The sequence below is a fragment of the Methylovulum miyakonense HT12 genome (assembly GCF_000384075.1).
GTDB classification, from domain to species: Bacteria; Pseudomonadota; Gammaproteobacteria; order Methylococcales; family Methylomonadaceae; genus Methylovulum; species Methylovulum miyakonense.
Map to the genome: position 1 here is coordinate 3,382,905 of NZ_KB913025.1, position 25,951 is coordinate 3,408,855.

Annotated in this window: 25 protein-coding genes; 20 read left to right on the forward strand and 5 right to left on the reverse strand. The window is 52.2% G+C overall.

Annotated features, from left to right (window positions below):
* The first annotated feature begins 15 nt into the window (after positions 1-15).
* Positions 16-423 carry a hypothetical protein gene (locus tag METMI_RS0116580; protein ID WP_156829880.1) on the forward strand — a complete coding sequence of 136 codons (408 nt, stop codon included), beginning with the start codon at positions 16-18 and terminating at the stop codon, positions 421-423.
* Positions 424-453: 30 nt separating this feature from the next.
* Here METMI_RS0116580 and METMI_RS24420 read toward each other — a convergent pair whose 3' ends face one another.
* Together METMI_RS24420 and METMI_RS0116590 are read right to left on the reverse strand one after the other, a co-directional pair.
* Positions 454-1,737, reverse strand: a complete 1,284-nt coding sequence (locus tag METMI_RS24420; protein ID WP_232215243.1) for a hypothetical protein — start codon at positions 1,735-1,737, stop codon at positions 454-456.
* Between the two features lie 886 nt (positions 1,738-2,623).
* A complete protein-coding gene (locus tag METMI_RS0116590) occupies positions 2,624-3,421 on the reverse strand; it encodes an RMD1 family protein (protein WP_019867423.1) in 798 nt (265 codons plus the stop codon).
* Between the two features lie 311 nt (positions 3,422-3,732).
* Here METMI_RS0116590 and METMI_RS0116595 point away from each other — a divergent pair, with 311 nt between their 5' ends.
* The 9 genes from METMI_RS0116595 (at position 3,733) to METMI_RS0116635 (ending at position 9,116) form a co-directional block, all read left to right on the forward strand.
* A complete protein-coding gene (locus METMI_RS0116595) occupies positions 3,733-4,461 on the forward strand; it encodes a DUF1538 domain-containing protein (protein WP_019867424.1) in 729 nt (242 codons plus the stop codon).
* A complete protein-coding gene (locus METMI_RS0116600) occupies positions 4,458-5,228 on the forward strand; it encodes a DUF1538 domain-containing protein (protein WP_019867425.1) in 771 nt (256 codons plus the stop codon). Before METMI_RS0116595 ends, METMI_RS0116600 begins: the two co-directional genes overlap by 4 nt.
* A gap of 8 nt (positions 5,229-5,236) precedes the next feature.
* The gene (locus METMI_RS0116605; RefSeq protein ID WP_019867426.1) at positions 5,237-5,587 is read left to right on the forward strand and encodes a P-II family nitrogen regulator; all 351 of its coding nucleotides are present in this window, start codon (positions 5,237-5,239) and stop codon (positions 5,585-5,587) included.
* A complete protein-coding gene (locus tag METMI_RS0116610; protein WP_019867427.1) occupies positions 5,584-6,000 on the forward strand; it encodes a CBS domain-containing protein in 417 nt (138 codons plus the stop codon). Before METMI_RS0116605 ends, METMI_RS0116610 begins: the two co-directional genes overlap by 4 nt.
* 189 nt (positions 6,001-6,189) lie before the next feature.
* Positions 6,190-6,393, forward strand: a complete 204-nt coding sequence (locus tag METMI_RS0116615; RefSeq protein WP_019867428.1) for a cold-shock protein — start codon at positions 6,190-6,192, stop codon at positions 6,391-6,393.
* 110 nt (positions 6,394-6,503) lie between these two features.
* Entirely contained in the window at positions 6,504-7,196 is a 693-nt protein-coding gene (locus tag METMI_RS0116620; RefSeq protein ID WP_019867429.1) for a TIGR04283 family arsenosugar biosynthesis glycosyltransferase, read from the forward strand.
* Positions 7,181-7,972, forward strand: a complete 792-nt coding sequence (locus METMI_RS0116625; RefSeq protein WP_019867430.1) for a sterol desaturase family protein — start codon at positions 7,181-7,183, stop codon at positions 7,970-7,972. Before METMI_RS0116620 ends, METMI_RS0116625 begins: the two co-directional genes overlap by 16 nt.
* A gap of 204 nt (positions 7,973-8,176) precedes the next feature.
* Positions 8,177-8,587 carry a hypothetical protein gene (locus METMI_RS0116630; RefSeq protein ID WP_019867431.1) on the forward strand — a complete coding sequence of 137 codons (411 nt, stop codon included), beginning with the start codon at positions 8,177-8,179 and terminating at the stop codon, positions 8,585-8,587.
* Between the two features lie 226 nt (positions 8,588-8,813).
* Positions 8,814-9,116: a DUF5710 domain-containing protein gene (locus tag METMI_RS0116635; protein WP_019867432.1), complete on the forward strand. Its 303-nt coding sequence runs from the start codon at positions 8,814-8,816 to the stop codon at positions 9,114-9,116.
* A 174-nt stretch (positions 9,117-9,290) separates the two neighbouring features.
* Here the strand turns inward: METMI_RS0116635 and argC are convergent, their stop codons facing one another.
* The gene (gene argC / locus METMI_RS0116640; protein WP_019867433.1) at positions 9,291-10,322 is read right to left on the reverse strand and encodes an N-acetyl-gamma-glutamyl-phosphate reductase; all 1,032 of its coding nucleotides are present in this window, start codon (positions 10,320-10,322) and stop codon (positions 9,291-9,293) included.
* A 184-nt stretch (positions 10,323-10,506) separates the two neighbouring features.
* Between argC and METMI_RS0116650 the strand changes: the two genes are divergently transcribed.
* The 4 genes from METMI_RS0116650 (at position 10,507) to METMI_RS0116670 (ending at position 15,290) form a co-directional block, all read left to right on the forward strand.
* Positions 10,507-11,478, forward strand: coding sequence for an NAD(P)H-quinone oxidoreductase (locus METMI_RS0116650; protein WP_019867435.1), 972 nt, complete (start codon positions 10,507-10,509; stop codon positions 11,476-11,478).
* Positions 11,475-12,320, forward strand: coding sequence for a sulfurtransferase (locus METMI_RS0116655; protein WP_019867436.1), 846 nt, complete (start codon positions 11,475-11,477; stop codon positions 12,318-12,320). Before METMI_RS0116650 ends, METMI_RS0116655 begins: the two co-directional genes overlap by 4 nt.
* A 167-nt stretch (positions 12,321-12,487) precedes the next feature.
* Positions 12,488-13,069: a bacteriohemerythrin gene (locus tag METMI_RS24425; protein ID WP_019867437.1), complete on the forward strand. Its 582-nt coding sequence runs from the start codon at positions 12,488-12,490 to the stop codon at positions 13,067-13,069.
* A gap of 610 nt (positions 13,070-13,679) precedes the next feature.
* On the forward strand, positions 13,680-15,290 hold the full coding sequence (locus METMI_RS0116670) for a vanadium-dependent haloperoxidase (RefSeq protein WP_019867438.1): 1,611 nt from the start codon (positions 13,680-13,682) through the stop codon (positions 15,288-15,290).
* 427 nt (positions 15,291-15,717) lie between these two features.
* Here the strand turns inward: METMI_RS0116670 and METMI_RS24430 are convergent, their stop codons facing one another.
* Together METMI_RS24430 and METMI_RS24435 are read right to left on the reverse strand one after the other, a co-directional pair.
* Positions 15,718-16,425 (reverse strand): hypothetical protein, encoded by a 708-nt coding sequence (locus METMI_RS24430; RefSeq protein ID WP_019867440.1) that lies wholly within the window; start codon positions 16,423-16,425, stop codon positions 15,718-15,720.
* Between the two features lie 21 nt (positions 16,426-16,446).
* Entirely contained in the window at positions 16,447-17,634 is a 1,188-nt protein-coding gene (locus tag METMI_RS24435) for a YVTN family beta-propeller repeat protein (protein ID WP_019867441.1), read from the reverse strand.
* Positions 17,635-18,509: 875 nt separating this feature from the next.
* On the opposite strand from METMI_RS24435, the gene METMI_RS0116695 reads away from it, so the two are divergent.
* The 6 genes from METMI_RS0116695 (at position 18,510) to METMI_RS0116725 (ending at position 25,939) form a co-directional block, all read left to right on the forward strand.
* Complete coding sequence (locus METMI_RS0116695) at positions 18,510-19,367, forward strand: energy transducer TonB (protein WP_019867443.1); 858 nt, start codon at positions 18,510-18,512, stop codon at positions 19,365-19,367.
* An 8-nt stretch (positions 19,368-19,375) separates the two neighbouring features.
* Complete coding sequence (locus METMI_RS0116700) at positions 19,376-20,131, forward strand: MotA/TolQ/ExbB proton channel family protein (RefSeq protein ID WP_019867444.1); 756 nt, start codon at positions 19,376-19,378, stop codon at positions 20,129-20,131.
* Entirely contained in the window at positions 20,131-20,538 is a 408-nt protein-coding gene (locus tag METMI_RS0116705) for an ExbD/TolR family protein (RefSeq protein ID WP_019867445.1), read from the forward strand. The genes METMI_RS0116700 and METMI_RS0116705 overlap by 1 nt, the downstream gene beginning before the upstream one ends.
* A 131-nt stretch (positions 20,539-20,669) precedes the next feature.
* On the forward strand, positions 20,670-23,468 hold the full coding sequence (locus METMI_RS0116710; RefSeq protein ID WP_019867446.1) for a TonB-dependent receptor: 2,799 nt from the start codon (positions 20,670-20,672) through the stop codon (positions 23,466-23,468).
* 194 nt (positions 23,469-23,662) lie between these two features.
* Positions 23,663-24,655, forward strand: a complete 993-nt coding sequence (locus METMI_RS0116720; RefSeq protein ID WP_019867448.1) for an SMP-30/gluconolactonase/LRE family protein — start codon at positions 23,663-23,665, stop codon at positions 24,653-24,655.
* Positions 24,656-25,027: 372 nt separating this feature from the next.
* On the forward strand, positions 25,028-25,939 hold the full coding sequence (locus tag METMI_RS0116725) for a dienelactone hydrolase family protein (protein ID WP_019867449.1): 912 nt from the start codon (positions 25,028-25,030) through the stop codon (positions 25,937-25,939).
* Positions 25,940-25,951: the final 12 nt, after the last annotated feature.

The window sequence follows — 25,951 nt, forward strand, 5'->3', positions numbered from 1 at the left end:
TAAGGAGCAAGGGTTATGCAAACGCGAAGACAATTTTTAATGACGTTAATTGCCGGATGTTTTGTTCCGGCAGGAACTGCTTATGCGCTGCCATCTAAGGCATCCGGCCATTTATCCGCAACGGGCAAGTTATCCGCTTTATTTGGCAATAACGGTTCCGCTATGGTGATAGGCAACAGCTACCGGTCTTTCTCTAAGACGGCATCAAAAAATTTATCAGGGGAACTGGCCGCTTTACTGGATTTTATAAGCCTTTCAGAAACCGATTTTGTAAGTATGGACAACGGCAATTTGTTGCAACATATAAAAAGGGTTATCAGTAAAGATTTTGAGCATGGAAACGTCACGCAGGTGGATGGTTGGTTATTGTCAACAACCGAGGTCCAGCTCTGCCACGTGTTGTCATTAGCCCCACACGAATGAAGGCCTTTTTTATATCGTGGCAATGATGGGTTACCCGTCCTTAAGCGGGTAGCTGATTTGGCTAAAGGAAACGCTATATTCATTGTGCCAAAGCAAGGTCTTGCCATCACGCGGCGCAATCGACATCGACTTGACCAGCTTTCCGTCTAAAAGCCCTTCTTTGCCGTATAACATCCCAAATTCAGCCGTATTTTCGATTAGCGGTGACAACACTAAACCTGATTTTGCCATATCCGCGATGATACGAAATTGTTTTTTCAGGCCGTTTCTTAGCGCCAATGTTATTTGGAGTTGGCTGGGTTTGAATAACATACTGGCTATACGCCCTAAAAGGGTTGGCTTAATCCCGATCCGGACAAATAGGGGTTGGCCCGATTCGGGTAAATTAACCGTTTCACCAAAAGTATGTTTTTCGCTAATTAGTTCTAAGGGATCCCCAATCTCGCCGATAGGCCCCTTTTTTTGGAGAAACAAAAAATTTCCCTCCAACTGCGTGGGCCGGTAGTTAAGCATCAGTATCGGCCAGCTTGCGCCATCTGCGATCGAAGGGATCCTCCCGTCAATCCGTTCGACCCTAAAAATAATATTGTCTGGAGCTTGGTGGCTCAGGAGATGCTTTCTATTTATCCCGGCCAATTCGGGCGTGTAAGCGGAATAACTTTGGAATATTGGGCGAGGGGACCAGGTGTTTTCCGAAGCAATCAAATACGCTTGATTGTAAGAGTAGATGTCTGTGGTGCCTGGCAAAACGGGGAAAATGGTCTTTTCCTTTATGGTATTTATTGCGGCATCAAACTCAAGCCTCGGCCAGTTTTTGTCTATGACCCTATTTTTAATGCCGCGCCACATCGGGGCATAAGTTGACCTGACGTTCTCGGTAATGCCTGCGGTGGATGTGTTGATGTGATAACTGTCGATGTAAAACCAAGCTATCAACGCAAAAACTGAGGCCGGAACAACAATCTGGGCATTAATGATAAATGGCAACAGTAGCGCCGCGATCAAGATGGAAATGCCTGAAATAAGGGCATGGTCATCGTGACGGACAAACCCTGCTTTGAAGGAAAGGAATAAACAAAAAAAATAGATAAGGAATAAGAATATTTTTGCAGCGCCGGTAGCTTGCGTTTGGAGGGATATTGCCAATAACAAAAAAGCGGAAGCCAATAAATATAAAACCACCTCATAAATATTGCCGTCAAGGGCCATGGCTTCGGAAAAACCGGAGACGATGGGGGTCGTGTTAACAAAATAACCAGGTAAATCTGCCGCGGATTGCCCTGATGCAACCCAGAAAAAAAGCATCGAAGCCATAGGGGATAGCAGGCAAAGTGTTGCAAGAAGCCTATGCCCGTTAGCAAAAAAAAGTGCCGAGCATAAAAGGGCGACCGCACTGCATAGGATCATGATGCTGCATTTCACCAAAGGCAGAAAACCTAATGGCGAAATTAGTAATGCAATAAGGAACGGCGCGGTTTTGTTTTTAAGCCACCCCCCATCGGGTGCCGTTTGGATCTTGAAGATGGCTAATCCGGCAAGCAAGGGAAGTGAAAACAGCAAAGCGTCCCGTGAATAGAGGGAAATATAAAAATCCCCCCCGGTATTCACTACGCCGGCGAGAACGGCGTTTAATGAAATTATCGTGAGCCATTGGACATTTCCCATTAGCAGGAAAAGATAGGCCCAATATGCCAAAGCCAAATATAAACTTCCGCTAACCATCATAAAATCAGTGGATGGATGGTAAGTTTTGGTATGGATAGAGGAATAAGGGCCATAGGAAAATATTATTTCCTTACCAAAAGAAAGGCCCTGGGCCACGGCTTGGTTCATCCCAAATATCCAGGACTGGTCAAGACCGGCTGCCGGCATTTTGGGGGAAAATGGGACAAATATGGCGATGGTTGTGATTAATGATGCCAGCCATAAAATGGCGTTGGCCGTCCGTCCTAGTTTTTCCGGGTTGCATTGATTAATTATGTTGTTAAGCGCAAGCATCTCAAATTTCCGGTTTATTAAAAATGATAGTTGGCGGATCCTTGACAATTGGCGTCGCCACGTCTTTTACGCTGGCTTTGATGTTTCAGGTGGGTGTCCATTGGGGTGTCTGTGGGGGATGGCAACGGGCTATGGGCCATCAGGTAAGCGGTGGCCTTTGTAGGCCAAGCGTCTACTCTGGGCTATGTGCGGGCAACATGTTCTAAGCGGGGAAAATTTTACCCCAAAGGGTCATGATAATTTCAAAGGCAATCAGACCGATGATGATCAGCTCCAATATCGAAGAATGGCGGTGTTTCTGTTCATCCGCCAGCATTTCAAATAACTCGTGGATGGTTTCCAGTTTTTTCGACAACACGCGGGTACGCGGTTCTATTTCCAGGTACTTTGCCGTGATGCTGTAATAATCTTCGTATTCGGGATATTCCCAAAAAAAATCCGGCGTATCGAGCAAATCGTAGTTGAGGATAATGTCGCTTTTGGTCAAAAACAGTTGTCCCCGGATTTTGGCGATTCTATGGCGGCTGAGTTTGATCCTGCCGTTTTCAGCCAAGGATTTGGGGATGTAACTGGTGTTGTTGATGGTGGTGATGGCATTGGTTTCGAACGATGCCAGCTTTATGGATTGCGCCATGCCTTGTGACAGTGAAAACAACAGGATAGGGTCAGATGACTCAACTTCGATATGGTCTTCGACAATACGCGTGTTGGGGCAATCCAGCTCAAAGGTAAAATTGTCTTCTTCTATGACGGACAGCGGGTTTTCAGCGAGGCCCAGGAGCAATTGGTGCAGTTTGCCTTGCTGTTCAGTGCTGACATTCCAATGGACGACCGCGCCATAAGAAAACACCACTGACCAGGAATGGTTGTCTTCAATCAATAAGGCGCCTTTAATGATGCGTATCAGCGTGGTTTCGGAAATAAGTTTTGCCAATGCACCAATATCAAATCCTTGAGCTAGGCAAAAAGCTGTGCATTGCTTTGCAGGTTGTTCAGACATAATGCGCTCACGGTAGGGAAGGGGGTTCGCTATTTTACGGCGTGTGCGGGGTTAGTAGGCAGTTTTTTTCTTGATGGGCCTAACTTTTTCAGATTTTCTGGGGCTAGTTTTACCAAAAACTAAGCCGGAAATAAGGTATGGGATCAAGAAAAAGTTTCTGCAGCCAACAAGCCTTTAACGGGAAGTTCCCGCCCTGTGAATGCTCGTTCGGACGCATTCCTAAACGTCCAAAAGCAGGTTGGCGCCAACGCTTCTAGCCCCACACTAGCCTTTGCTATACAATCAAAACCTCATCCAGCATCGGGACGGCTATGTTAAAAAACCGCTTCATCAAACAGCTCTTCAGCAGCTTATTCGATTTACTGCCGATTCTGGCGGTGGTGCTGTTTTTCCAAATAGCCATCATCCGCCAGCCAATTCCCGATGTCCTGCATTTGGTGCTGGGGATGCTGTTTGTGGTTCTCGGTTTGGCCTTGTTCGTGCAAGGCCTGGAACAAAGCCTATTCCCCTTGGGCGAATCTTTGGCCTACGCGTTTGCGCGTAAGGGCAGCGTGGTCTGGTTGCTGGTGTTCGCGTTTTGTTTGGGGTTCGGTTCGGCGGTGGCAGAACCGTCCTTGATCGCCATCAGTAACGAGGCGGCGCGGATTGCCGGCCAAGGCCATATCATTGCCGACTCTGAGCTTGCCAAAAGCGATTATGCGTTGGGTTTACGCCTGACCATCGCCTTGGCGGTCGGCGTGGCGATTTTGGTCGGCGTGTTGCGGATTATCCGTGGCTGGCCGATTTATTATCCGATTATCGGGGGTTATGTCGCCGTGGCGGCCATTACCCCGTTCGCGCCGAAGGAAATTGTCGGCATCGCTTATGACTCGGGTGGCGTGGCGACCACCACCATCACCGTGCCGCTGGTCACCGCCTTGGGCGTGGGCCTGGCAACGGCGATCAAAGGCCGCAACCCGATGAGCGACGGTTTTGGCATGATCGCCTTGGCCGCCTTGTTGGCGATGCTATTTGTCATGGTTTACGGGATAGTACGATGATCGCCTGGTTAGTGCATTTTGCCGGGGTGTTGCTGCAAACCTGCCGCGATATTTTGCCGATAACGGTGATTATTTTTGGTTTCCAATTTTTGGTGATCCGCAAACCGCTGGCGAACCCGCGTAAGATTACCGCTGGCTTTGTCTTGATGCTGGTCGGCATCGCGTTTTTCCTCGAAGGCCTGAATATGGCCCTATTCCCGCTCGGCACGCTGATGGCGAGCCAATTGACCGCGCCTGAATTTCTCGGCATCCCCGCCACCGCCCCGCGCACTTGGCTGACGTACGGCTGGGCCTATGGCTTTGCCGCCAGCTTGGGCCTGACCACCGCTTTGGCGGAACCGACCCTGCTGGCCGTCGCCAAGAAAGTCGAAAATGTGTCCGGTGGCACGATACGGGCCTGGGGCTTGCGTGTTGCCGTGGCCTTGGGCGTGGCTTTCGGCTTGGCTTTGGGCACGTTCCGCATCGTTACGGGCACCGATTTATATTTTTATATTGTCGCTGGCTATGGCGTGGTGATTGTCCAAACCATTTTCGCCCCGAAAGTCATTCTCGCGTTGGCTTACGATATGGGCGGCGTGACCACGTCCACCGTCACCGTGCCGTTAGTGACGGCCTTGGGGCTAGGGCTGGCCGCCACTGTGCCAGGCCGCAACCCGGTGCTGGACGGTTTCGGCCTGATCGCTTTTGCAGGCCTGTTCCCCATCATCGCGGTATTGGCTTACGTCCAGTTAGCGCATTGGCTCAGCAACCGTAAATCTAAAACTTGAGGTTTTGTATGCACTTTAAATTGATTATCGCTTTTGTCGAAGATGATAAAACCGACCTGGTATTGGCAACCGCACGCGAAAACGGCGCAAAAGGGGCGACGGTGATTAACAACGCGCGGGGCGAAGGCCTGAAACAGTCAAAAACCTTTTTCGGCCTGACCTTGGAAACCCAGCGCGATGTGCTGCTGATGCTGGTTGAAGAGCATCTTAGCCGCCATATTTTGGAGAAAATAGCCAGCGTTGCCGAATTCGACAACAAACCCGGAACCGGCATCGCTTTTCAGATTGATGTCGAAGACGCCATCGGCGTGACCCGCCAGATGGCCATATTAAGCCATGAAATTGAGGATAAATTATGATTGAAAAAACTTTGGTCATCCGTGTCAAGGATGTCATGAAAACCGATTTTGGCACAATAGATGGCATCGCCACCGTCGCCGAAGCCTTGCGTATGATGAAAGCGCAAAAGACCTCAGTGCTGATCGTCAACAAACGCCATGACGATGACGAATACGGCATCATCAATTCCGGCGACATTGCCCGCCATGTGCTGGCGAAAGACCGCGCACCCGAACGAGTCAATGTCTATGAAATCATGAGCAAACCCGTGATCTCAGTACATCCGGAAATGGACATCCGTTATTGCTCGCGCCTGTTTGCCGATTACAACCTGGTGCGGGCTCCAGTGATTGCCAACCGTGAAGTCATTGGCATGGTCAGCCCCAATTCTTTGGTTCTGGATGGCCTGTTTTTATTATCCCAACAACCTTGATAAGTGCGGAGATGAATCACAGATTTTGGTGCTTTTGCGTTGAGAAATAGCATCGGGCAAAAAATATCAGTACAATTCGCACCCACAGAGTCGAGATGTTGAGCCAGTGGAAGTCCCTTTTAATGCTTATACGGTTATCAATGTTGTAGTTCTGTTCTAACCGTAAGTTTTAATTTCAGGAGTTTTCCAATGGCAACAGGTACTGTAAAGTGGTTTAACAACACCAAAGGTTTTGGTTTTATCGCACCCGCAGAAGGCGGCGAAGATGTGTTCGTGCATCATTCCGTGATTCAGGGCGAAGGCTTTAAAACGTTGACCGAAGGTCAAAAAGTCACTTTCGATATTGAATCAGGCCCTAAAGGTTTGACCGCAACTAATGTAAGCACCAAGTAATTTCACTTACATCGGCCTAAAAAAGCTTTTGTGATTTTTCACAAAAGCTTTTTTTATGGGCGGGAATTTTACAAAATTAACGCCTGCAACGCCGTATCCCAAAGCTTTTTATGCGCTTCTCCATCATTATCCCAACCCTAAACGAAGCCGCTGGCATTGAAGCCTGCCTGTTGGCGTTGCAAGCCTTACGCGCCGATTGCGAACTGGTTGTGGTTGATGGTGGCAGTGTGGACGGAACGGTCAAATTGGCGATGCCGTTGGCGGATAAGGTGCTGGTTTCAAAGCCAGGGCGCGCCAGGCAAATGAACCATGGGGCAGGGCATGCGACTGGCGAGGTGCTGGTCTTCCTCCACGCCGACACTTATTTGCCGGCACAGGCCTTGGAACTGGTTGCCGCGCATTTGGATGGCATCCATCAATGGGGGCGTTTCGATGTTAGGTTGACCGGCCCGCATGTCATGCTGAAAGTCATCGCATGCATGATGAATTGGCGGTCGCGTTGGACAGGGATTGCCACGGGTGACCAAGTGATTTTCGCCACGCGCGGTGCGTTTGTGGCGGCGGGGGCTTATCCTGACATAGCGCTGATGGAAGACATTGCATTTAGTAAGGCCTTGAAAAAAATCAGCAAACCTGCCTGCTTAAAAGCCAAGGCAAGCAGTTCAGGCCGCCGATGGGAACGCCATGGCGTTTTGCAAACCATGGTGCTGATGTGGTGGCTACGCGGGCGTTTTGCTTGCGGGGCCGATCCCGACAAACTGGCGGCACTGTATGCCAAGGGGCGGTTATGGACATGTGGTTGAGGTTGGCGGTGGCGGCCGGGATTTTTATCTTGATGATAGGCCTGGAAGCGTGGGTGCCGTGCCGTACAGACGGAATTGACCGTAAACACCGCTGGCTTAGCAACCTTGGCCTTGCCGCATCCAATATGCTGGCCATGCGCATCACTATCGGCGGCCTGGCGTATCTGGCGGCGGATTATGCCCAAGCGCAAGGCATAGGCCTGTTGAATTGGCTGCACTTGGGCGGGCCGTTGGCGCTTACCCTAAGCTTGGTGTGGCTGGATTTCGCCATTTACTGGCAACATGTCGCCAGCCACCATATCCCGATGTTCTGGCGTTTGCACCAAGTGCACCATAGTGATCTGGCGATTGACGCCACCACCGCCGTACGCTTCCATCCGCTGGAAATAGCCCTATCGATGGTTTATAAAACCCTGTGCATCCTTTTTATAGGGGCGAACCCATTGGCGGTGATCCTATTCGAAATGATCCTGAATGGTGCCGCGACGTTTAACCATAGCAACATCAGGATTCCCGTCCCGCTGGAAAAAGCCCTGCGTTGGCTAGTCATCACCCCCGACCTGCACCGCATCCACCATTCCGCTTTGCCCGTTGAAACCAATAGCAATTATGGTTTCTCAATCCCCTTGTGGGATAGGCTGTTTGGCACCTTTACGGCCCATCCCCAGCTGCCACAAACCACGATGGTTATTGGTTTGGCCCAGTTCCGCAACCCCCATGATGTGGCTTTTTGGGCGTTATTAAAGATGCCGTTTAAATATTGGCACACTGGGTAAAACGCAAGCCCGTAAGCCTATAAACGGGTAAATCCGACAAGTTTCCTAGGAATAAAATTGGTATTTTTTCCCAGTACCGATATATTAGGCGGCCAGCTCCGGCAAATCCTTTTACTGGTGGGGAGTTTATTGCGTAAGCTTCGGTTTTTAAAACAAATAACAAATAAAATCTGCGGGCAGCAGATAATAAAGGAGGCATATCCCATGAACAGAGTCATTCCAATCGCATTCCTGGCTTTATTTTCATTCACGGCTAGCCATGCCACCGAGCATCATAGCGGCCATGGCGGCGGCGTTATGGGGGGTGGCGGCGGTGGCGGCGGGTGCATGAAACCGAAGCTGGCGAAATTCACCCCGGAGCACTTGGCGACGGCCGCACCGGAAAGTGAAATTTCCTTTGTGGTGCTTAACATCGAGCATCCCAGCCAAATTTCAGTGAGGATCAAAGACATCCCTGTGGAAATCCTCACCGAATACAAGGAGCCGTTTTATTTGGTGAAAACCAAACTGCCCGCCAGCTTGCGTAACACCGCCGCCCGTGTCAACATTAAAATCAGCGCAAAATCAGCGCATTGCGAAGGGGAAGGCGGCTGGTTACTGAAAATATCCGGTTAGGCATTGCCGCTGTTAAGCACGTAACCAAAAGCCTTTTGACATAATGAAAGGTTCATTTGCCCCTCCCTTATTTGCCACGAAGGGCATGGAGATCCTGGAGAAACAATAATTTCGTGATCTCCGTGCCCTTCGTGGTGGGTGCAAAAGGTTAAAGGGCCTTTGGACGGTCACTTACACACGTTAAGCTCCCTTAGGCCAGGTGCCAGACACACATTTATCTTTAAAAATGGTAGAACCGAAAATTTATCTCAATGTGCCTTACGCCCAAAAAGATGCCGCAAAAGCTTTGGGTGCGCGGTGGGACGCCGCTAATAAAAAATGGTATGTGACCGGTGATAAGGACATTACGCTTTTTGCACAATGGCAACCGGGGTCTTCCAGTTCGCCGGTGCCGACCGCTGGCAACCTTAAGGCACAGGCTGTCCCTAAAACCAATGCTTCAGGCAAAAAGCCGGTTCTGGGCGTGGTCACCTTGGCGGCGGATAAGCATTTTGTGGCCTATAGCGGCGATGAGCCGCCGTGGGATTGATGCTTCCGAAAGGCCGCCCCCGATCCCCCAATAACGCTTCCGTTGTTTGGCGAAAGCGTTATTGGCTATCCTGTTTGGGGGATCAGGGCGGGCTCAGGTTATCCGTGTACAGGCTACTACTTGGGGTTAACAGCAAACCTATGGCTTTGCCGGGGTGGTTTTGGGCCGGGGCATTTAGGGATACAACGCCACCGTCGCCAACCCTAGGGTTTCTTCCAGGCCAAACATCAAATTCATATTTTGCACCGCTTGTCCTGAGGCGCCTTTGACCAGGTTGTCGATGACCGAGAGCACGACCAAAGTGTTTCCGCCTTGTGGCTGGTGCAGGGCGATTTGGCAATTGTTGCTGCCACGCACGTTGCGGGTGTCGGGATGTGCGCCTGGCGGGAGGACATCGACAAAGGCTTCGTTTTGGTAGCGTTGTTCGTACAGGGCTTGGATGTCCTTCGCGCCGACCTTCAACTGTGCGTACAAGGTGGCGTGGATGCCGCGTATCATGGGGATCAGATGCGGGACGAAGGTCAACTGCACGGCTTGCCCGGCGGCGGTGCCCAGGCCTTGGCGGATTTCCGGCAAGTGCCGGTGGCCGCCGACGGCGTAAGCTTTGAAACTTTCCCCGGTTTCGCTCATCAATGTCGCCAATTCCGCTTTGCGGCCGGCACCGCTGGCACCGGATTTGACATCGGCGATCAAGTGGCCGAGGTCAACTAGCTGGTTTTCAATGAGTGGCAAGAAGCCCAGTTGCACGGCAGTCGGGTAGCAACCAGGGCAAGCGACTAGGTTGGCTTGTTGAATGGCTGCGCGGTTGGTTTCCGGCAGGCCGTAGACGGCGTGTTTGACCAGCTCCGGGCAGGCGTGCGCCATACCATACCAATGTTGCCATTCGTCGACATTTTGCAGCCGGAAATCGGCGGACAAGTCGATGACCTTAACGCCGCGTTCCAGCAAAGCTTCCGCCATGTGCATCGCCGTGCCGTTGGGTGTGGCAAAAAACACCACATCGCAGTGCGCCAGGGTCTCTATTTCCGGCTGGGTGAAGGTGACGTCCAGCAATTTGCGTAGGCTCGGATACACCGCATCCACCCGTACCCCGGCATCGGCGCGTGAGGTGACTATGGCCACTTCCACATCCGGGTGCCGTGCCAAAATCCGTAATAGTTCCACACCGGTATAACCTGTGCCGCCTACAATGCCTGCTTTAATCATGGGTTGTCCTGTTGTTGCTGTTTCAATTATTTGGGTATCTAGGTAATGGTTTACGCTGGAGCTGATAAATGACAAAGGGCAAGGAAGATAGCACCGCCTATACCATAACGTCAATTGCCAGCCATTCCGCCGGAAAAGAAAATGTTTATAATAACCCATTGTCTTTTTAGTTGATTGTAACTCCATGCGCGTAATCGAAATACAAGAGTGTGCTTTATCGCCAACCGAGCGGGCTGTGCCTGTACCCGCCGCGCATCAGGTGCTCATTAAAGTTGCCGCTGCCGGGGTCAACCGTCCTGATGTCATGCAGCGCAAAGGCTTGTATCCGCCCCCGCCTGGCGCGTCGGATATTCCTGGCCTTGAAATTGCCGGGACGGTGGTGGAGCTGGGGGAGTCGGTCAGCCAGTTAAAAACGGGTGACACCGTATGCGCTTTGGTCACGGGCGGCGGTTATGCCGAGTATTGTTTGGCTTCGGCGGCACTATGTTTGCCTGTGCCAGAAGGTTTGTCTTTAGCCGAAGCGGCGGCCTTGCCGGAAACTTTTTTTACCGTCTGGAGCAACGTCTTCGACCGTGCCCGTTTGGCCATCAACGAAACCTTATTGGTGCATGGCGGCGGCAGTGGCATAGGCACAGCCGCGATCCAACTTGCCAAAGCTTTCGGGGCGACCGTGTATGTCACCGCGGGTTCCGAAGAAAAATGCCAATTTTGCCGCGCATTAGGGGCGGAAGCCGCAATTAATTACCGCGAACAGGATTTTGTTGAAAAAATCTTGGAATTGACGGCGAACCGTGGTGTGGATGTGATCCTCGACATGGTCGGCGGTGATTACTTGCCACGCAATATCACCTGTTTGGCGACGGACGGACGATTGGTACAAATCGCCGTGCAGAACGGCGTTAAAGCTGAGCTAAACTTGTGGAATGTCATGCTAAAACGCCTGACCATCACCGGTTCCACCTTACGCGCACGGGATGATGCCTTTAAGGCCGCCATTGCCCGGAAACTTTATGACAAGGTCTGGCCTTTATTGGCGGCGGGCACTCTCAAACCCATTATCCATCGTATTTTCCCCCTTGACGATGCCGCGCTGGCCCATGAGTTGATGGAAAGCAGCCAACACATCGGCAAAATTATCTTGCAGGTTTCACCATGAGCTACACCACTTTAATTTCCGCTACTGATTTGCGGGCTAATTTGGCCAATCCGGATTGGGCCGTCGTCGATTGCCGGTTTTCCCTGGCCGATAGCCATGCCGGGCGCATGGCCTATCAATTCGGGCATATCCCTGGCGCCCGTTATGCTGACCTGAACCAAGATTTATCATCAGCCATCACCGCCCAGACAGGCCGCCATCCTTTGCCGGATTTTCGGGTGTTGGCAAAAAAATTAGGTGCCTGGGGCATAGCCAACCATAGCCAAGTGGTGGTTTATGATGATGCCTACGGTGCGTTTGCCGGGCGTTTATGGTGGTTGTTGCGCTGCATGGGACATAAGAAAGTCGCGGTTTTGGATGGTGGCATCAAGCATTGGCAACAACAGGGGCTGCCGCTCACCACGGTGTTGCCCAAGCCCAAAGTCACGGTGTTCAGGGCGTATCTGGACACCTCGGCTTGGTTGGATGCCAGGGCTGTGGAAAATGGTTTGGCGGCTAAAAAACTCCGCCTGATTGATGCGCGCACGCCGGAACGTTACCGTGGCGAACAGGAGCCGATAGACCCTGTGGCGGGGCATGTCCCGGGTGCATTAAACCGGCCGTTCCAGCATAATCTGGATAAGGAAGGGCTGTTTTTACCAGCGGCGGCTCTGCGGCGACAGTTTGCTGTGTTGACAGTCGGGTTCGCGCCGGATGAAGTCGCCCATAACTGTGGTTCGGGGGTGACGGCTTGCCACAATTTGCTGGCGATGGAGCATGCCGGAATGGTTGGTTCGAAGCTGTATGCCGGCTCATGGAGCGAGTGGATTAGGGATGGCAATCGGGGCGTGGCGACACAATGACAGCTTGTTTTGCTGGTCCAGTGAGTGAATTTTAGACGATGCTGGTTTTTTTACGGGCTAATACGGCGTGTAAGTTATGTCGGGGTTTTTATACGCCACTATGTTATACCGCAATATAAGGTGTGTGAGTACGGGTCTGTCTTTGATAATTTTGTAAGGGGAATAGGATGTTAATTCGGCCAGACCGTCTTGCTACAAAAATAGAGTTAGTCGATGTCCAGCATCAAAAGCTATTTGAACTGCTGACAAAATTATCCGAAGGCTTTGGCCAGGGTAGCCCCAATGAGAAGCTGATTGGCGACGCTTTGCAAGAACTGATGGCTTATGCGGACAAGCATTTTCTTGAGGAAGAGTTGCTGATGCTAAGAAGCAAACTGGATCCTAGGCATATCAAAATTCACCGTATGGAGCATAGGTCGTTTATGTACGATGCAAAAAGTATGTGGGAGCATTTGTGTGTCGAAGAAGATTTGGCGAGCGTCGCCGAAAAATTGGTGCGCTTTATTACGTCTTGGCTAATCTTTCATATCTTGGGGATAGATAAGACAATGTCCACACAAATATTTGCCATCCAGCACGGTGCTAGCCCCGAACAAGCTTATGAGGCCCGTCACGCGGTTAAATACGATGCCGACATCACCCACATGATGTTGGATTCTGTGTTGGATTTATGGCATCTGTCGTTGGAGCGTTGCCATAAATTGGAAGAAGAGCTGGCCCGCTGTAGGGATGTCCCACCCGGCAGGTGACCGCCTTCCCTAGCCCGGCAACAATAGCAAAAATTCCCGCCTGCCATCGGGGGAAAGCCAAGTTCTATACTGGTTTGTACGGGCCTTATCTAGGCGCCATCCCTGAAAACCAACATCAACGTGTCATCAAACAAGCGGCCTGGGCCAGCATAGGACGCTTTAACTGCACTGGCCAACGGGTCTCGCGGCTCGCCCGGTCCTCTTGGCTTTCTCCAAAAAATTCGGCCCTTATATTGGGGCTGTCGCCTATTTCATTGTTAAAGCCTTATGCCAGCCTATCACGCCTGTGGTGCGATCTATTCTGCCGCAGAAGACGCGCCCCAGCATACAGAAAACCACCAACATTTTACGTAGAAATAAGCAGCAGTTGGCTATGCGTTGTTGATATAACAACACCGGGATACGTGCGTAATGGTCGTTTTTTAATGAATCCAAGCGCTTAGGAAGTGGCATATATATTGATTACTGAATGTCACACATCGGCGATTTTTAAGGATTTCAGGTGTGATTTTGCTTCCTGAGGGCTTTTTCAGGGATATCCGGCGAATGCTTGGTTATCTGGAGGCTTTAAGGGGCAAACATTCATTTAAGATTTTTATAGAGGTTTATTATGAGAAAAGGCACCTTAACACCTGTTTTGCAGCTATCAACCCTGGCTTTGGCCATTGCTTCACCATTCACAGCTTATCAAGCGGCTGCCGACACAGTCACCGACTGGAACAAATACACGGCTTGGGCGACCAAAGGAGCCACCTCGCTTACCACCGGGACTGCCAGCATCGCCCAAAATTCGAATGTGGCGACACGTATTGCCGCCATCGAAGCGCGTGCCGTGTTTGATGCGGTCAATGCCATTAACCATTTTAGCCCGACCAGTTATTATTACAGCAGCGCAGTCCCTGCGGGTATTACCGACAAGTCGGCGGCGGCAGCGGCGGCACAAGCCGCCCATGATGTGCTGATTGGGGTTTTGCCTAATCCTGCCAGTGGGACTTGGAACCCGACCCGCAGCTGGTTGGACGCGCAACTGGCCAGTGATTTGGCGGCATTGGGGGCCAGCAATTCTGATCCTGGCATCGCCACAGGGCAAGCTGCGGCAGCCGCCGCCATCGCCGCTAGGGCAGGTGATTTTTCCGCCATCAGGACCACTTACACGCCATCAAGCAACCTGTCCGTTTCAAGCACCGGCACTGTGGCCGCCAATGCGTCCGGAAATCCTGGCGTTGGCCTTTGGCGCCCTAGCAACGGCGGTGCTGGCGTCAATGATCCCGTCACTGGAGCACCGACTGGCTTTGATGCGGAGGGCGTCATCCAAGCGGCAGCGGGGATTGATTTTAACTGGAAAAACGTCACGCCATTTAGCCTGACGGATTTGCGCAAGCAGTTGCTCGTTGCCTTCGTGCCGCCTTCACTTAAAGTGGGTAGTGACGAATACAATGCCGAATTGGAGTTTGTCAAAACCCATGGCCAAGATTCGGCAAACCCCGGCAGCCGCAGCCATGACCAAACCCTGCAAGCCCTGTATTACAAATCAGATGCCGAACTTTTCGTCAACGAGGCGGCGCGCCTTGCATCGGCAAGCCGTGGCCTGACCTTAGACCAAAATGCCAAATTGTTCGCCGTTCTGGACAATGCGCTGGCGGACGCCAGGATTGCCGCTTGGCAATCCAAATATGACCTGACTTTTTGGCGGCCCATTACCGCAATCAATGCCAATCCGGACGGCAGCGTCAGCGAGTACATTTGGAAACCGTTGGCCGCGACCCCGTCCCATCCGTCCAGCACTGGCGGGCATAGCGCCACCGTTGCGGCAGGTGCCGAGATACTCCGGGCATTTTTCAAATCCGACAAAATCAATAAAAATGGCTCCCCGGTCACACTGACTACAATACCGTGGTTGATCGGAACCAATAATGGCACAGGCAAAGTTGACCCGTTGGTTTTCGGCAGTGACGCCACCACCCGTGATGTGGCCACCTTCTCAAAATTACAGCTGGAAAACGGCCGTAGCCGCATTTATCTGGGGGTGCATTTTGGTAATGACGATTATCAAGGGCAAACGCTGGGCTTGACGGTGGCGGACACTATCATCAACCTTAAAACCGATCCCGCGGCGGCTAATTTACGGGTGTTTTGGGGTAATGCCGGCACCCCCAACAAGAAGCATTTGAAATCTATCCTGGTGTCCGACTCGGTTAATTCAGGTTTCTTTGGCCTGTAATGGCGTATTGGTTGCCGATACGCTTAGGTGGGCAAGGGCGGTTTTCTTGCCCATAAAGTGATTGGCATAACCTATTGCCCAGTCATTGATTTTTTGTCGGGTCAGTCTAAATCCGGGCGGACGGTTGTCCGCCTTTTTTAGGGCCTGTGCCAACATCCGTAGCGATCAGGCGAGCAACCGCTCGCCCCTACGAAAATAATACTGATAATTCAACATTGACTGAGTATTAGGGGTTATCCCCGTATCAAAAACTTGCCATTAACTGTTAAGGCCAATGCGAAGCCAGCTATTCCGGCTGGACAACGTATTGGCGTGTAATGGTCTAGCGAAAGGTTATGCCTGCGTTAATGCTTGAATAGGTATCTGACGCCCATCACTCTCCACCCTCGCCGCCAGCCCGGATAGTTCTCCAGCGGCACATCATTGGTTATCTGACGGTTTTCCTATTTATCACCAGCGCGGCGCATCCCGCGAGCAGCAAGCCAAACGCGCCGGGTGCCGGGATACCCGCAGGGCTTAAGGCGACGTTGTCAACCAGCAATCCGGACACCGCCAGGTTATCGCCGGCATCCGCCACGCCAAAACCCAAGGTGTGCGCCCCGCCAGCCAAGGTTTGGGAAAAACTGGCGAATCCGGTCTCATAATTAAATATCGAACCGGAAGCTTGCAAGGATGAGAACGTGCTGGCCAACGGGAACAGGGTGCCGTCCAACACGAAGAAGGCAAAATCGTCGAAGCCAGTGTTAGCGGAAATGTCGGTCAGGAAATTCCAGTCAAACGATAAGACATCCCCTGCGTTCGCAGTGAAGCTTTGGGCCAATCCCGAACCTTCGATCGCGGCCAGGGTGCCTGCGGAAACCTGTAAAAAGGTTTCCAGAGGGTCGTTGGGGGCGGCATCATTGCCGGAAAAATTGTAACCGTCAGCCGTGTCCGCAGCGTTTGCTGTGGTCAGCAACGCTTGGTAAGTTCCGGCGGCTGGCCCGGCGCCGAAGCTGGAATCGGTCGCGGCCACATCGCCCAGGCTTGACCAGCCCGTCAAGCCGCCGCTTTCAAAATCACCGTCCACCACGTTCGCTTGGGCCGACAGGCTTAGGCAGTATAGGGATAAGGCTAATGCGCCAGGAAGTTTTTTCATCGGTTTTTTTTCCTTAGTTTTTTATTGTTGGGCGGTGCCTTTGACCGTGACAGACACTTGGTCGCCTTTATGCACGACCAGGCCGGCATTTTTGCAATCCCAAGTCGCGCCGACCAGGTTAAACGAGATGTTTTGGCGGGTGGTGAGGTTTTGGCAAAGCACCTTGCCTGCTTTGACCGGTTCCAACCTGCCGGTAATGCGGGTTTGGACAGGGCTGGATTGGATAAATCGGCCCAAGGAGCTAGGCGCTTGGCCTACTGCTATATGGGTGTCCACTGCCAGTGTGGCGGCGTCAACCACTGAAACCGCCCTTTTGCTGGCGTTGCCAGGGTCTGGCAGGTAGCTGCTATTCACTGCATAGATTTTGCTGCCATCCGGGGTTACTGACACACCGAACAGATGTGCATCCAACAGCGTGCTGCCGGTCAGCGTCAGCGTGGCGGCATCAATCACCGAAAGCCCGCCGCCTCCGCTGTTCGCCACATAGACCTTGCTGTTGTCCGGGCTGACCACCACGCCTATCGGATTGATGCCTACCGGCACGGTGGCGCTTACATTCAAAGAAGCCGTATCAATCACCGAGACTGAATTACCAGAAAAATTCGTCGCATAGACTCTGACGCCGTTCGGGCTGATATCGATGCCAACAGGGTAAGTACCCACCGATACGGTGCCTGTCACGGCCAACGTTGTGGCATCGATGACTGAAACCGTTGAATCTATCAGGTTTGCCACATAAATCTTGCTTCCGTTCGGACTCGCCACAACGGCTACGGGGCCGCCGCCAACCGGTACAGTATTGACCACTTGGTTAGTGGTGGTGTCAATCACGGAAACCGTATTGCTCAGGCCGTCCGCGACATAAACCCTGGCGCCATCCGGGCTTACCGCCAGACCATAAGGCCCGTCCGTTGTGGCTATGTTGACCGTCGCGACCACGGTTTGGGTGGCACCGTCGATCACGGATACCGTGTGGTCACCCTTATTCACCGCGTAGGCCCTGGCACCGTCCGCACTCACCGCCATGCCCCAAACATCGGTGCCATTGCCCAACGGCACGGTGGCGGCCACTTGGTTAGTGGCGGTGTCGATGACGGAAACGACGGCTTGGCTTGTTATGAGGTCTTTGTTGGTGATATAGGCGAAAGGCTGCGCCTGCGCCTGGCCCAGGAGGGCTGAAAATAGCAATAGGCTGGACAAAGCTTTCATGTTTTCCCCTTGTTGGTGTCGGATAAATGTCGCGAAATTGCGGTTAACCAAGTGTTTTAGGCAAAGTATTTGCTCTGGCTAGGCCGGATTCTACAATAGATCCCGTGTGTTTCGCATTAGACATTTTGCCTGGCGTCCGGCAAATTCGCTCAAGACATCGTGGCTGGCGGTTTTTTTGTTCGGGAGCTTCGCAACCGCGGTGCTTGGCCGGACAAACTTTCATCCAAACCATACCAAACGGCCAACCTTTGGGTTTCCCCATTTTGCGGAAATATTGCAAAAAGGCAAAATTGCCGCACTGGACACCCTGATCCCCTAGGATTGGCCGGAGGGCAACTGGACGGGCCTTATGGACAATGCCGTTAAATTAAGCCGTTCATGCTTCGACAGGGCTCTCCTGAGGTATTGAAGGGCCCGGCACGAACAGAAAATCCTTAGCTTAAGGCATTGGCCTTATGAAGGTAGGGGAGCCAAACAGTAAGGCTGCAAAAGCCTTGTCCCCGTTGTTTTTCATAACACTTTGTTTTTCTATAAATTATCAGAATTTCAGGGTGTTTCTGAAGGAACAGTGAACAACCAGCTTGTTGCTGAAAGGACAGCGCAAGTGATAGGCGAGGGCTTAGTGGCCATGTTGGTCGAAAAATTGGCACTAAGCCCGTCCGGATTTCTATTTTTAACATATTGTATTTACATTGTTTTATAGGTTTATGGCTGGTTTTTAAAAAAATTGCCCTGGTTTTTTTGTTATGGCACACCTTGTGCATTAACCCTATTGAAGTCAAGGGAAACCAGTCTGCATGCGGTGTGGGCATAGGGTTTCCAGCTAACATTAATAGTGGATACCTGTCGGGTGCCATAGGAACCAGGTGATTAGAATGAATAGTCCTTTATTAAATTTCCAGCCTGCCGGGTCGGATTTAAGTTCGCAAAAAAGAAGTCATGTGGCGAAAGTATTCCCATTCAAAGCCGCTGCGAATGAATGGGATGGCGGATCACTGCCTGTCGCGTCCAGCGCGTTGGTGTTAGGCCATCCTCAAAATGGCGCAGGACAAAAAGATGGGAAACTGTTGGATTATTTGATACTCGGTGCACTGGTTTTATTGGCGCATGCCGCCGTGGTTGACCATTTTCAAGGGGCGCAATTCGGGCAAGAAATTATTGAGCCAGCCAAGGTTCCGCCTAAAGTGGAGATAACCTTGGTCAAGCCACAACCGAAACCGGTTATCCAGCCGCCGCCACCCCCTCCACCGCCCCCTAAAGTCCAGGCGCCACCTAAACCCCCCGTCCCCAAAGCGGTGCCGCTTAAGCCAAAGCCCAAGGTAAAACCCAAGGTGGTTGAAAAACAAATGGTGCAGCCCCTTATCCAGCCGCCTGCGCCGTTTGTCGAATCCAAAGCCCCCGTGACGCCAGCCCCCCCGGTCGTGCAAAAAGCGCCGGTCGAAGAAAAAGTGACCGAGCCACGGGCCGGGGCTTCTTATTTGCATAACCCTTCGCCAGAGTATCCCGAAGTGGCCATGGACAGGGGCTGGGAAGGCAAGGTGTTGATGAAGGTGCATGTCCAGCCCAATGGCCAGCCCGACACCATCAATGTCATCAAATCTAGCGGCCATTCAGTACTGGATGACGCCGCCGTACGGACCGTCAAACAGTGGTCTTTTGTGCCCGCCATGCGCGGCAAGACCCCTATCGCTGGCTGGGTGACCGTACCTATCGCTTTTAATTTACAAAACTGAGGTTTCTTATGTCAGATATTGCATCCACCGCCATTGTTGATGGCACCCTTTATGCGTTGGTCGGCTTTTCCGTGGCGACGTGGTCTTTGATACTCATTAAAGGCATACAGCATTTACGGATTGCCCATTACAACCGGCTTTTTAGCAAACAATTTTGGGGGGCCGCCGATTTGCAGGCCGCTTCTGAATCGAAGATTTATCACGGCCCGATAGCACGCGTCGCCCAAGTGGGGTTCACGACCTTGCTCGAAACCGACACGGGGACATCCACCCACGACCTGGAGCATACCGGGGACCGCCAAGAATTGCTGGACCGGCGTTTACGCCAACAAATGCAGAAAGAACGCGGGTCGCTGGAAAGCGGCTTGGCGATCCTTGCCACCGTCGGCAGCGTCTCGCCTTTCGTGGGCTTGTTCGGTACGGTGTGGGGGATTATGGGCGCATTGACCAGCATCAGCAAAAGCGGCTCGGCAAGTTTGGACGTGGTCGCCGGCCCTATCGGTGAGGCCTTGATTGCCACCGCCGTCGGTATCGCGGTCGCCGTGCCCGCCGTTATCGCCTATAACTTTTTTATCCGCAGGAATAAGGTCGTGTGGGCCTTGCTGGATGATTTTGCGATTGATTTCGTGCATCTGGCTTTAAAGACCTCCTTCATCATCAAACGTCCGGCGCCCAAACTGGCGGCGACTTCACGGCCAAGCGAAGCGGGCAATATTGCCAAACTTGAACAAGAAGAATTGCATGTGAAAGGGGCGCAAATCTAATGGCTTTTAAAACACAGGATGAAGGTGATGATGTCATGGGTGAAATCAACGTCACCCCGCTAGTTGATGTGATGTTGGTGCTGCTGGTGGTGTTCATCGTCACCGCGCCGCTATTGACCAACGCCATCCATGTCAACTTGCCGAAAACGGCTGAGACCGCGCCGCCCGAAGAAAAAGACCCGGTGTATGTGAGCGTGGACGCATCCGGAAAAATTTTCATCGACAAAACCGAAATTGCGTTGGATGCCTTTGAAAATGAATTGCTTACGCGTAAGGCGGCTGATCCGGAAATAGCCCTCAATTTAAACGCCGATGACGGTGTGCAATACGGCATAGTCGCCAAGGTCATGTCATCCATAGAACGGGCCGGCATCAGCAAGTTGTCAGTCCTGACCATCGCCCAGTAAAACCTTAGTTAACAGCAATAATTAGCGGCTTTTTAAGCCGCATTAGGGTTGCTTTGCCCAAAATTTATTAAAAAAGCCAATATTTGGCTGGAATGCTACCCACTTATTTAGATGATATAAAGGAAATTGTGATGAAAAATGAGCATATCAGGCGACTGCCAAAGCAATATGTGGAATCTTTATTGACGGCGACCGGCATGCCATCGGCATTAAACGCAGTTGCGCAGAACTTGCCTGGCATTGCGGCGAAAAGGGTGAGGCTGGGTGGTAAGAACGCCTTATTGGGTGGCGCCGCTGTCCTGATTGCCGGAGTCTCTTTACTGGCGCCGGACAATGGCTATGCGGAGGAAAAATCTGTCAATTACGAACTGGAGTATGAAAACAGCCGTTTGAAAGAAGAATTGTTAAAAGCCAAAGCAGAAAGCGAACGGCTGAAAAAAGCCTTGGCCGAAAGCGGTAATCCCGCGGCGGCCCAACCGCCTGTGACCGATGCCACCACTGGGGCGGCGGCTGTTAGCGCGCCCGTGCCGGCTGTCGCGGCGGAAGAAAAAGCGGTGGTCAGCGAAACCCCCAAGGCCTTGGGCGAAGTCGTGGTGCAATCGCGGCGTAGGGAAGAAAAACTCCAGGACGTCCCGTTGCCCATATCCGTTGTCGGCAGCGAAACCACTAAACGCGACAATATTGTCACCGTCCAGGAAATCACCCAAAAAGTCCCCAACTTGCTGTTCACCGCCAGCAATGCCAGGCAAACCAGTATCGCCATCCGTGGTTTGGGCAAGAATGCCAGTGACGAGGCGCGTGACCCCAGCGTCGGCGTGCAAGTGGATAACGTGCCGATCATTTGGCCGGGCAGCGCCTTCACCAACTTTGTCGACCTCGACCATATCGAATTGTTGCGCGGCCCGCAAGGCACTTTGCAAGGCAAAAACGCCAATCTGGGTTTGCTGAACATCGTCACCAAATTGCCGACGTGGACACCGCAATATTATGTCGAAGGTTTCGCCGGTGACCGTGATTCGCTGCAAGGCAAAGTCTCCGCCTCCGGCCCGGTGATTGACGGTTTGCTGGCGTACCGGGGGTCATTTTATATCGACAGGCGCGATGGCTTTGTTGACAACTTGGATGGCCCGGTGACCGTGGGCAAATTGAAGGAGACCGACCGCTTGGGCGGGCGTTTGCAATTTTTGTTCACCCCCACCGAAAAAGTGTCCGCACGGATCATTTTGGATAGGGCCACGGCCACCAACTCCCAGATCGCCGATTATGTCGTCGCCGATCCTGACACCTTCATTAACGGTGAGTCCCGTGCGGGCAAGAGCTATAGTTCCCGCTTGGCCCGTGACTATTTCAATGTCAATGGCAAAACCTTTAAGCCTATCGTCGGCGACCCGCGTAAAGTCCAGTTCGATGACATCCGCGCTTCACGCGGCGACCAGGAAGGGGTGTCCGGGCAAATTGACGTGGATTTGGGACGGCACAAGCTGTCTTCCATTTCTGCGTACCGTTGGGGCTTGTTTGAGCCGCACAATGACGGTGACCGCTCCCCGTATGCCATCTCGGAAATTGCCGGGGGCACGGTTGAAGCCCGGCAATGGTCGCAAGAATTGCGTTTGACATCCCAAGAACCCGGTTTTGGCTTTATTGATTACCAAGTGGGTGGATTGGCCCTTAGGACGGACAACGAGGTCACTAGCCAAACGGCTTATGGCGCGGATGCCGGGGCTTTTTATGCGGGCCAGAAAGTCTATGACCGCTTGAATGCCAGCGCGATAGGCAGGGAGCTGATGAAAGACTCGATGAATGGCCTGTTGACCACCACCAAGCTCAACCCAACGGTCACCAGCTTGTCGGCTTTCGCCCAAGCCGACTTGCATTTTACCGACAAGGCGACCTTGACCTTGGGTGTCCGTAACACCTACGAAGACCGCAGCAACAGCTCCAACAAATACTATTCAACGCCTAACCAAAATTTAAGCCTCAGCAATGCCAAATATGCCGGGGCGACCGCCCAAAATATTGCCGACGCCATCAGCATACGTGGCGATGGTGTCAGCGGCGGGCAATTGGGCAACGTTTATGGCGAAGTCGCACGCCAGGGCATTGAAGAGAATTCACAAAACTGGCTGGTCAACCCCAATTATAAGTTCAACCGGAACTTGATGGCTTATTTCTCCGTATCGGGCGGGGAAAAAGCGGGTGCGGCCTTATTTGACGCCAATGGTTTGGCGGAAAACGCGGCTCCGGAAAAAGTGCTGGATTATGAATTGGGTGTAAAAACGTCTTGGTTAGACCGGAAATTGTTCGTCAACATCAACCTGTATGACACCATCGTCAATGATTACCAAGCCAGATTGTCGGTCTTGGACACAACCAAGAACGATGGCAGTTACCGGACGAAAACCGGGAATGTCGGTGAAATCGAAATGCGCGGTGTCGAGATTGAGACATCATGGAATGCTTACCAGGGCTTGAATTTGTTTTTCAACGGCGCCTATAACAACGCGGTTTATAACGATTTTGCCAATGCCCCTTGCCCATTCGAGTACAACACCCCTACGGTGGCGTGCGACTTCACGGGCAAAACCATCCCTAACGCACCTGAGTTCACCGCCAATTTCGGTGCCGATTACCGTAGGCCATTAGGTTTCTACGGTCTGGACGGGGTGATTTTCCTTAACAACAGTTACCGTTCACGCGCCAATATGAACGCGGATTTGTCCATATACGGCGTACAAGACGCTTACCATTTGACCGATGGTGGCCTCGGTGTCGCCACCCATAATGGCAAGTACAACCTTAGCCTGATTGCCAGAAACATCTTCGACACCAACTACGTTACCAACGTGGGCAGCTTGAGCAGCACGGGTACGGTGAGCGGTGTCCAAGGGGAGGCGCGTTATTTTGGGGTGAGTTTCCGGTCTAACTTTTAAGCCATTGTAGGGTGGATGCCGACGTGGCGTGCCAAGCAACGCACCTTGTCCGCCCTACAGCTCCGTCCCAGTTTTAATGGTGATGTCCTTTGCCGCCTGCAACTAAAAGGCGGCTTTTTTTAATTGCTGCGGGCCTTGCCGTCTGTGCAAGCTTGCAATAAACACAACTGATTTGATTAAAGGGGATACCTCTTATGTTTACACCGACACTGAATAAATTATTGCCCGTTATCGGGGCGGTTGTTTTTGCCGCCTCATTCCCGGCTTATTCCGAGCAAGCTATTCCTGAAGACACGTTTGCACCGGCCATTTCCGGCGTCACGACGGGTGGCAGCCCTATCCATTTCATCAAAGACGGTTTTGATGGCACGGAAGGCCCGGTCGCGGCAGCGGACGGTAGCGGCAGTGTGCTGTTCACCGAAACCAAAGCCAACCGCATCACCCGTATTGCGCCTGACGACAGCACTTCGACTTTCCTGGAAAACAGCAATGGCGCGAACGGCTTGGCGTTTAACGGCAATGGCGAATTGTTCGCCGTACAAACCCTGAAAACCAAAGTCGGCATCATTTATCCGCCGGGTAAGGAAAAAGTCCTGAGCGAAAATTTTGAAGGCACGGCTTACCAACGCCCTAACGATTTGGTGCTGGCTAAAAATGGCGGCATTTATTTCACCGACAGCGGCATCCGCCCATCGAAAGAAAACCCTAATCCGCCAGCTTCCACGCCAGGCGTCTATCACATCGCCGCCGACGGTATCGTGAAACGCTTGGCCAACGACATCAAACGCCCTAACGGCATCCAGCTTAGCACCGATGAAAAAGTGCTGTATGTCGCCAATACCGACGGTGAATACATCCTGGCCTACGATGTGGCGGCAGATGGCTCTATCGGCACGAAAAGGAATTTCGCCAAGCTGGCAGGTTGGGGCAAAACCGAAACCGGCGATCTCGCCAGCGGTGCGGATGGCCTTGCCGTTGATGCCAAGGGCAGGCTGTATGTCGCATCAAGCGCCGGCATAGAAGTGTTCAGCGACAAGGGCGATGCCTTAGGTGTCATCCCATTGCCCAAAAAGCCCCAAAACATTGCTTTTGCAGGTAAGGACAAAAAGACGCTTTATGCCGTCGGGCGTGGTGCGGCTTATAGGATCAATGTGCTGACACCCGGTTTTGAGGGGCGTTCGAAATAACGGCGGCGGACATTTCCCCATACCCATTTATGCAAGCTCGTAGCTCGTAGGTTGGGGTGAGGTACGAACCCCAACGTACCAACACCAAATGTTGGGCTTCCTTACGTCAGCCCAACCTACATGATTGTAATTATTTGATTTTTATGATTTATCTCTTAACTGTAGGCAGCTCGTAGGTTGGGGTGAGGTACGAACCCCAACGCATCAACATCAAATGTTGGGCTTCCTTACGTCAGCCCAAGCTACATGATTGTAATTATTTGATTTTTATAATTTATCTCTTAACTGTGGGCAGTGAGGCTCAAGCCTAGGAACGGGCATAACGACGCAACCCGCTGAGATTTTTCTAAAACAACACCAAGGAGAAATTCTATGACCCGTAAAACCGCCAATGACTTTGATCCTGAAATCCTCAAGCTTTTTGACAAATACGTCCACGGTGACATTTCACGGCGGGGATTTTTAAGTTCCGCCGCTAAATTTGCCGTGGTGGGTCTGAGCGCAGAGGCATTGCTGGAAGCATTGAACCCAAAATTTGCGCTGGCTCAGCAGGTTGCCGGCAATGACCCGCGCATCATCGCGAAATACGTCGAATATCCCTCGCCAGAAGGCAACGGCACGTTGCGGGGCTATCTGGTGCAACCTGCCAAGGCTACAGGCAAACTGCCGACGGTGCTGGTGATACATGAGAACCGGGGCCTGAACCCGCATATTGAAGACATAACCCGGCGCATCGCATTGGACAATTTCATTGCCTTCGCCCCCGACGGGTTGGCTTCCGTAGGCGGTTATCCGGGCGATGAGGACAAGGCCCGCGAGTTGTTCCAAAAATTGGATAAGGCCAAACTGCAAGCGGACTTTATCGCGGCGGCAGGGGTGCTGAAAAATTTGCCGGAAGGTAACGGCAAAGTCGGCGCGGTGGGTTTTTGCTACGGTGGCGGGGTCGTCAATTTCTTGGCGACCCGCATCCCCGATTTGGCGGCGGCCGTGCCTTTTTACGGCAGCCAGCCGACCGCCGAAGAAACGGCAAAAATCAAGGCGCCGTTGCTGATCCATTACGCCGGCAATGATGAACGCATCAATGCTGGCTGGCCGGCTTACGAAGCCGCCCTGAAAACGGCGGGCGTCAAGTATGAGGCCTACGTTTACGAAGGTGTGCAACATGGCTTCAACAACGACACCACGCCGCGTTTCGATGAGGCGGCGGCCAAGTTGGCCTGGGGGCGCACCATCAAGTTCTTCAACGATAATTTGCGCAACCAGCAGTTTGTCAACGGTTTTTAAGGGGGGCAGGCG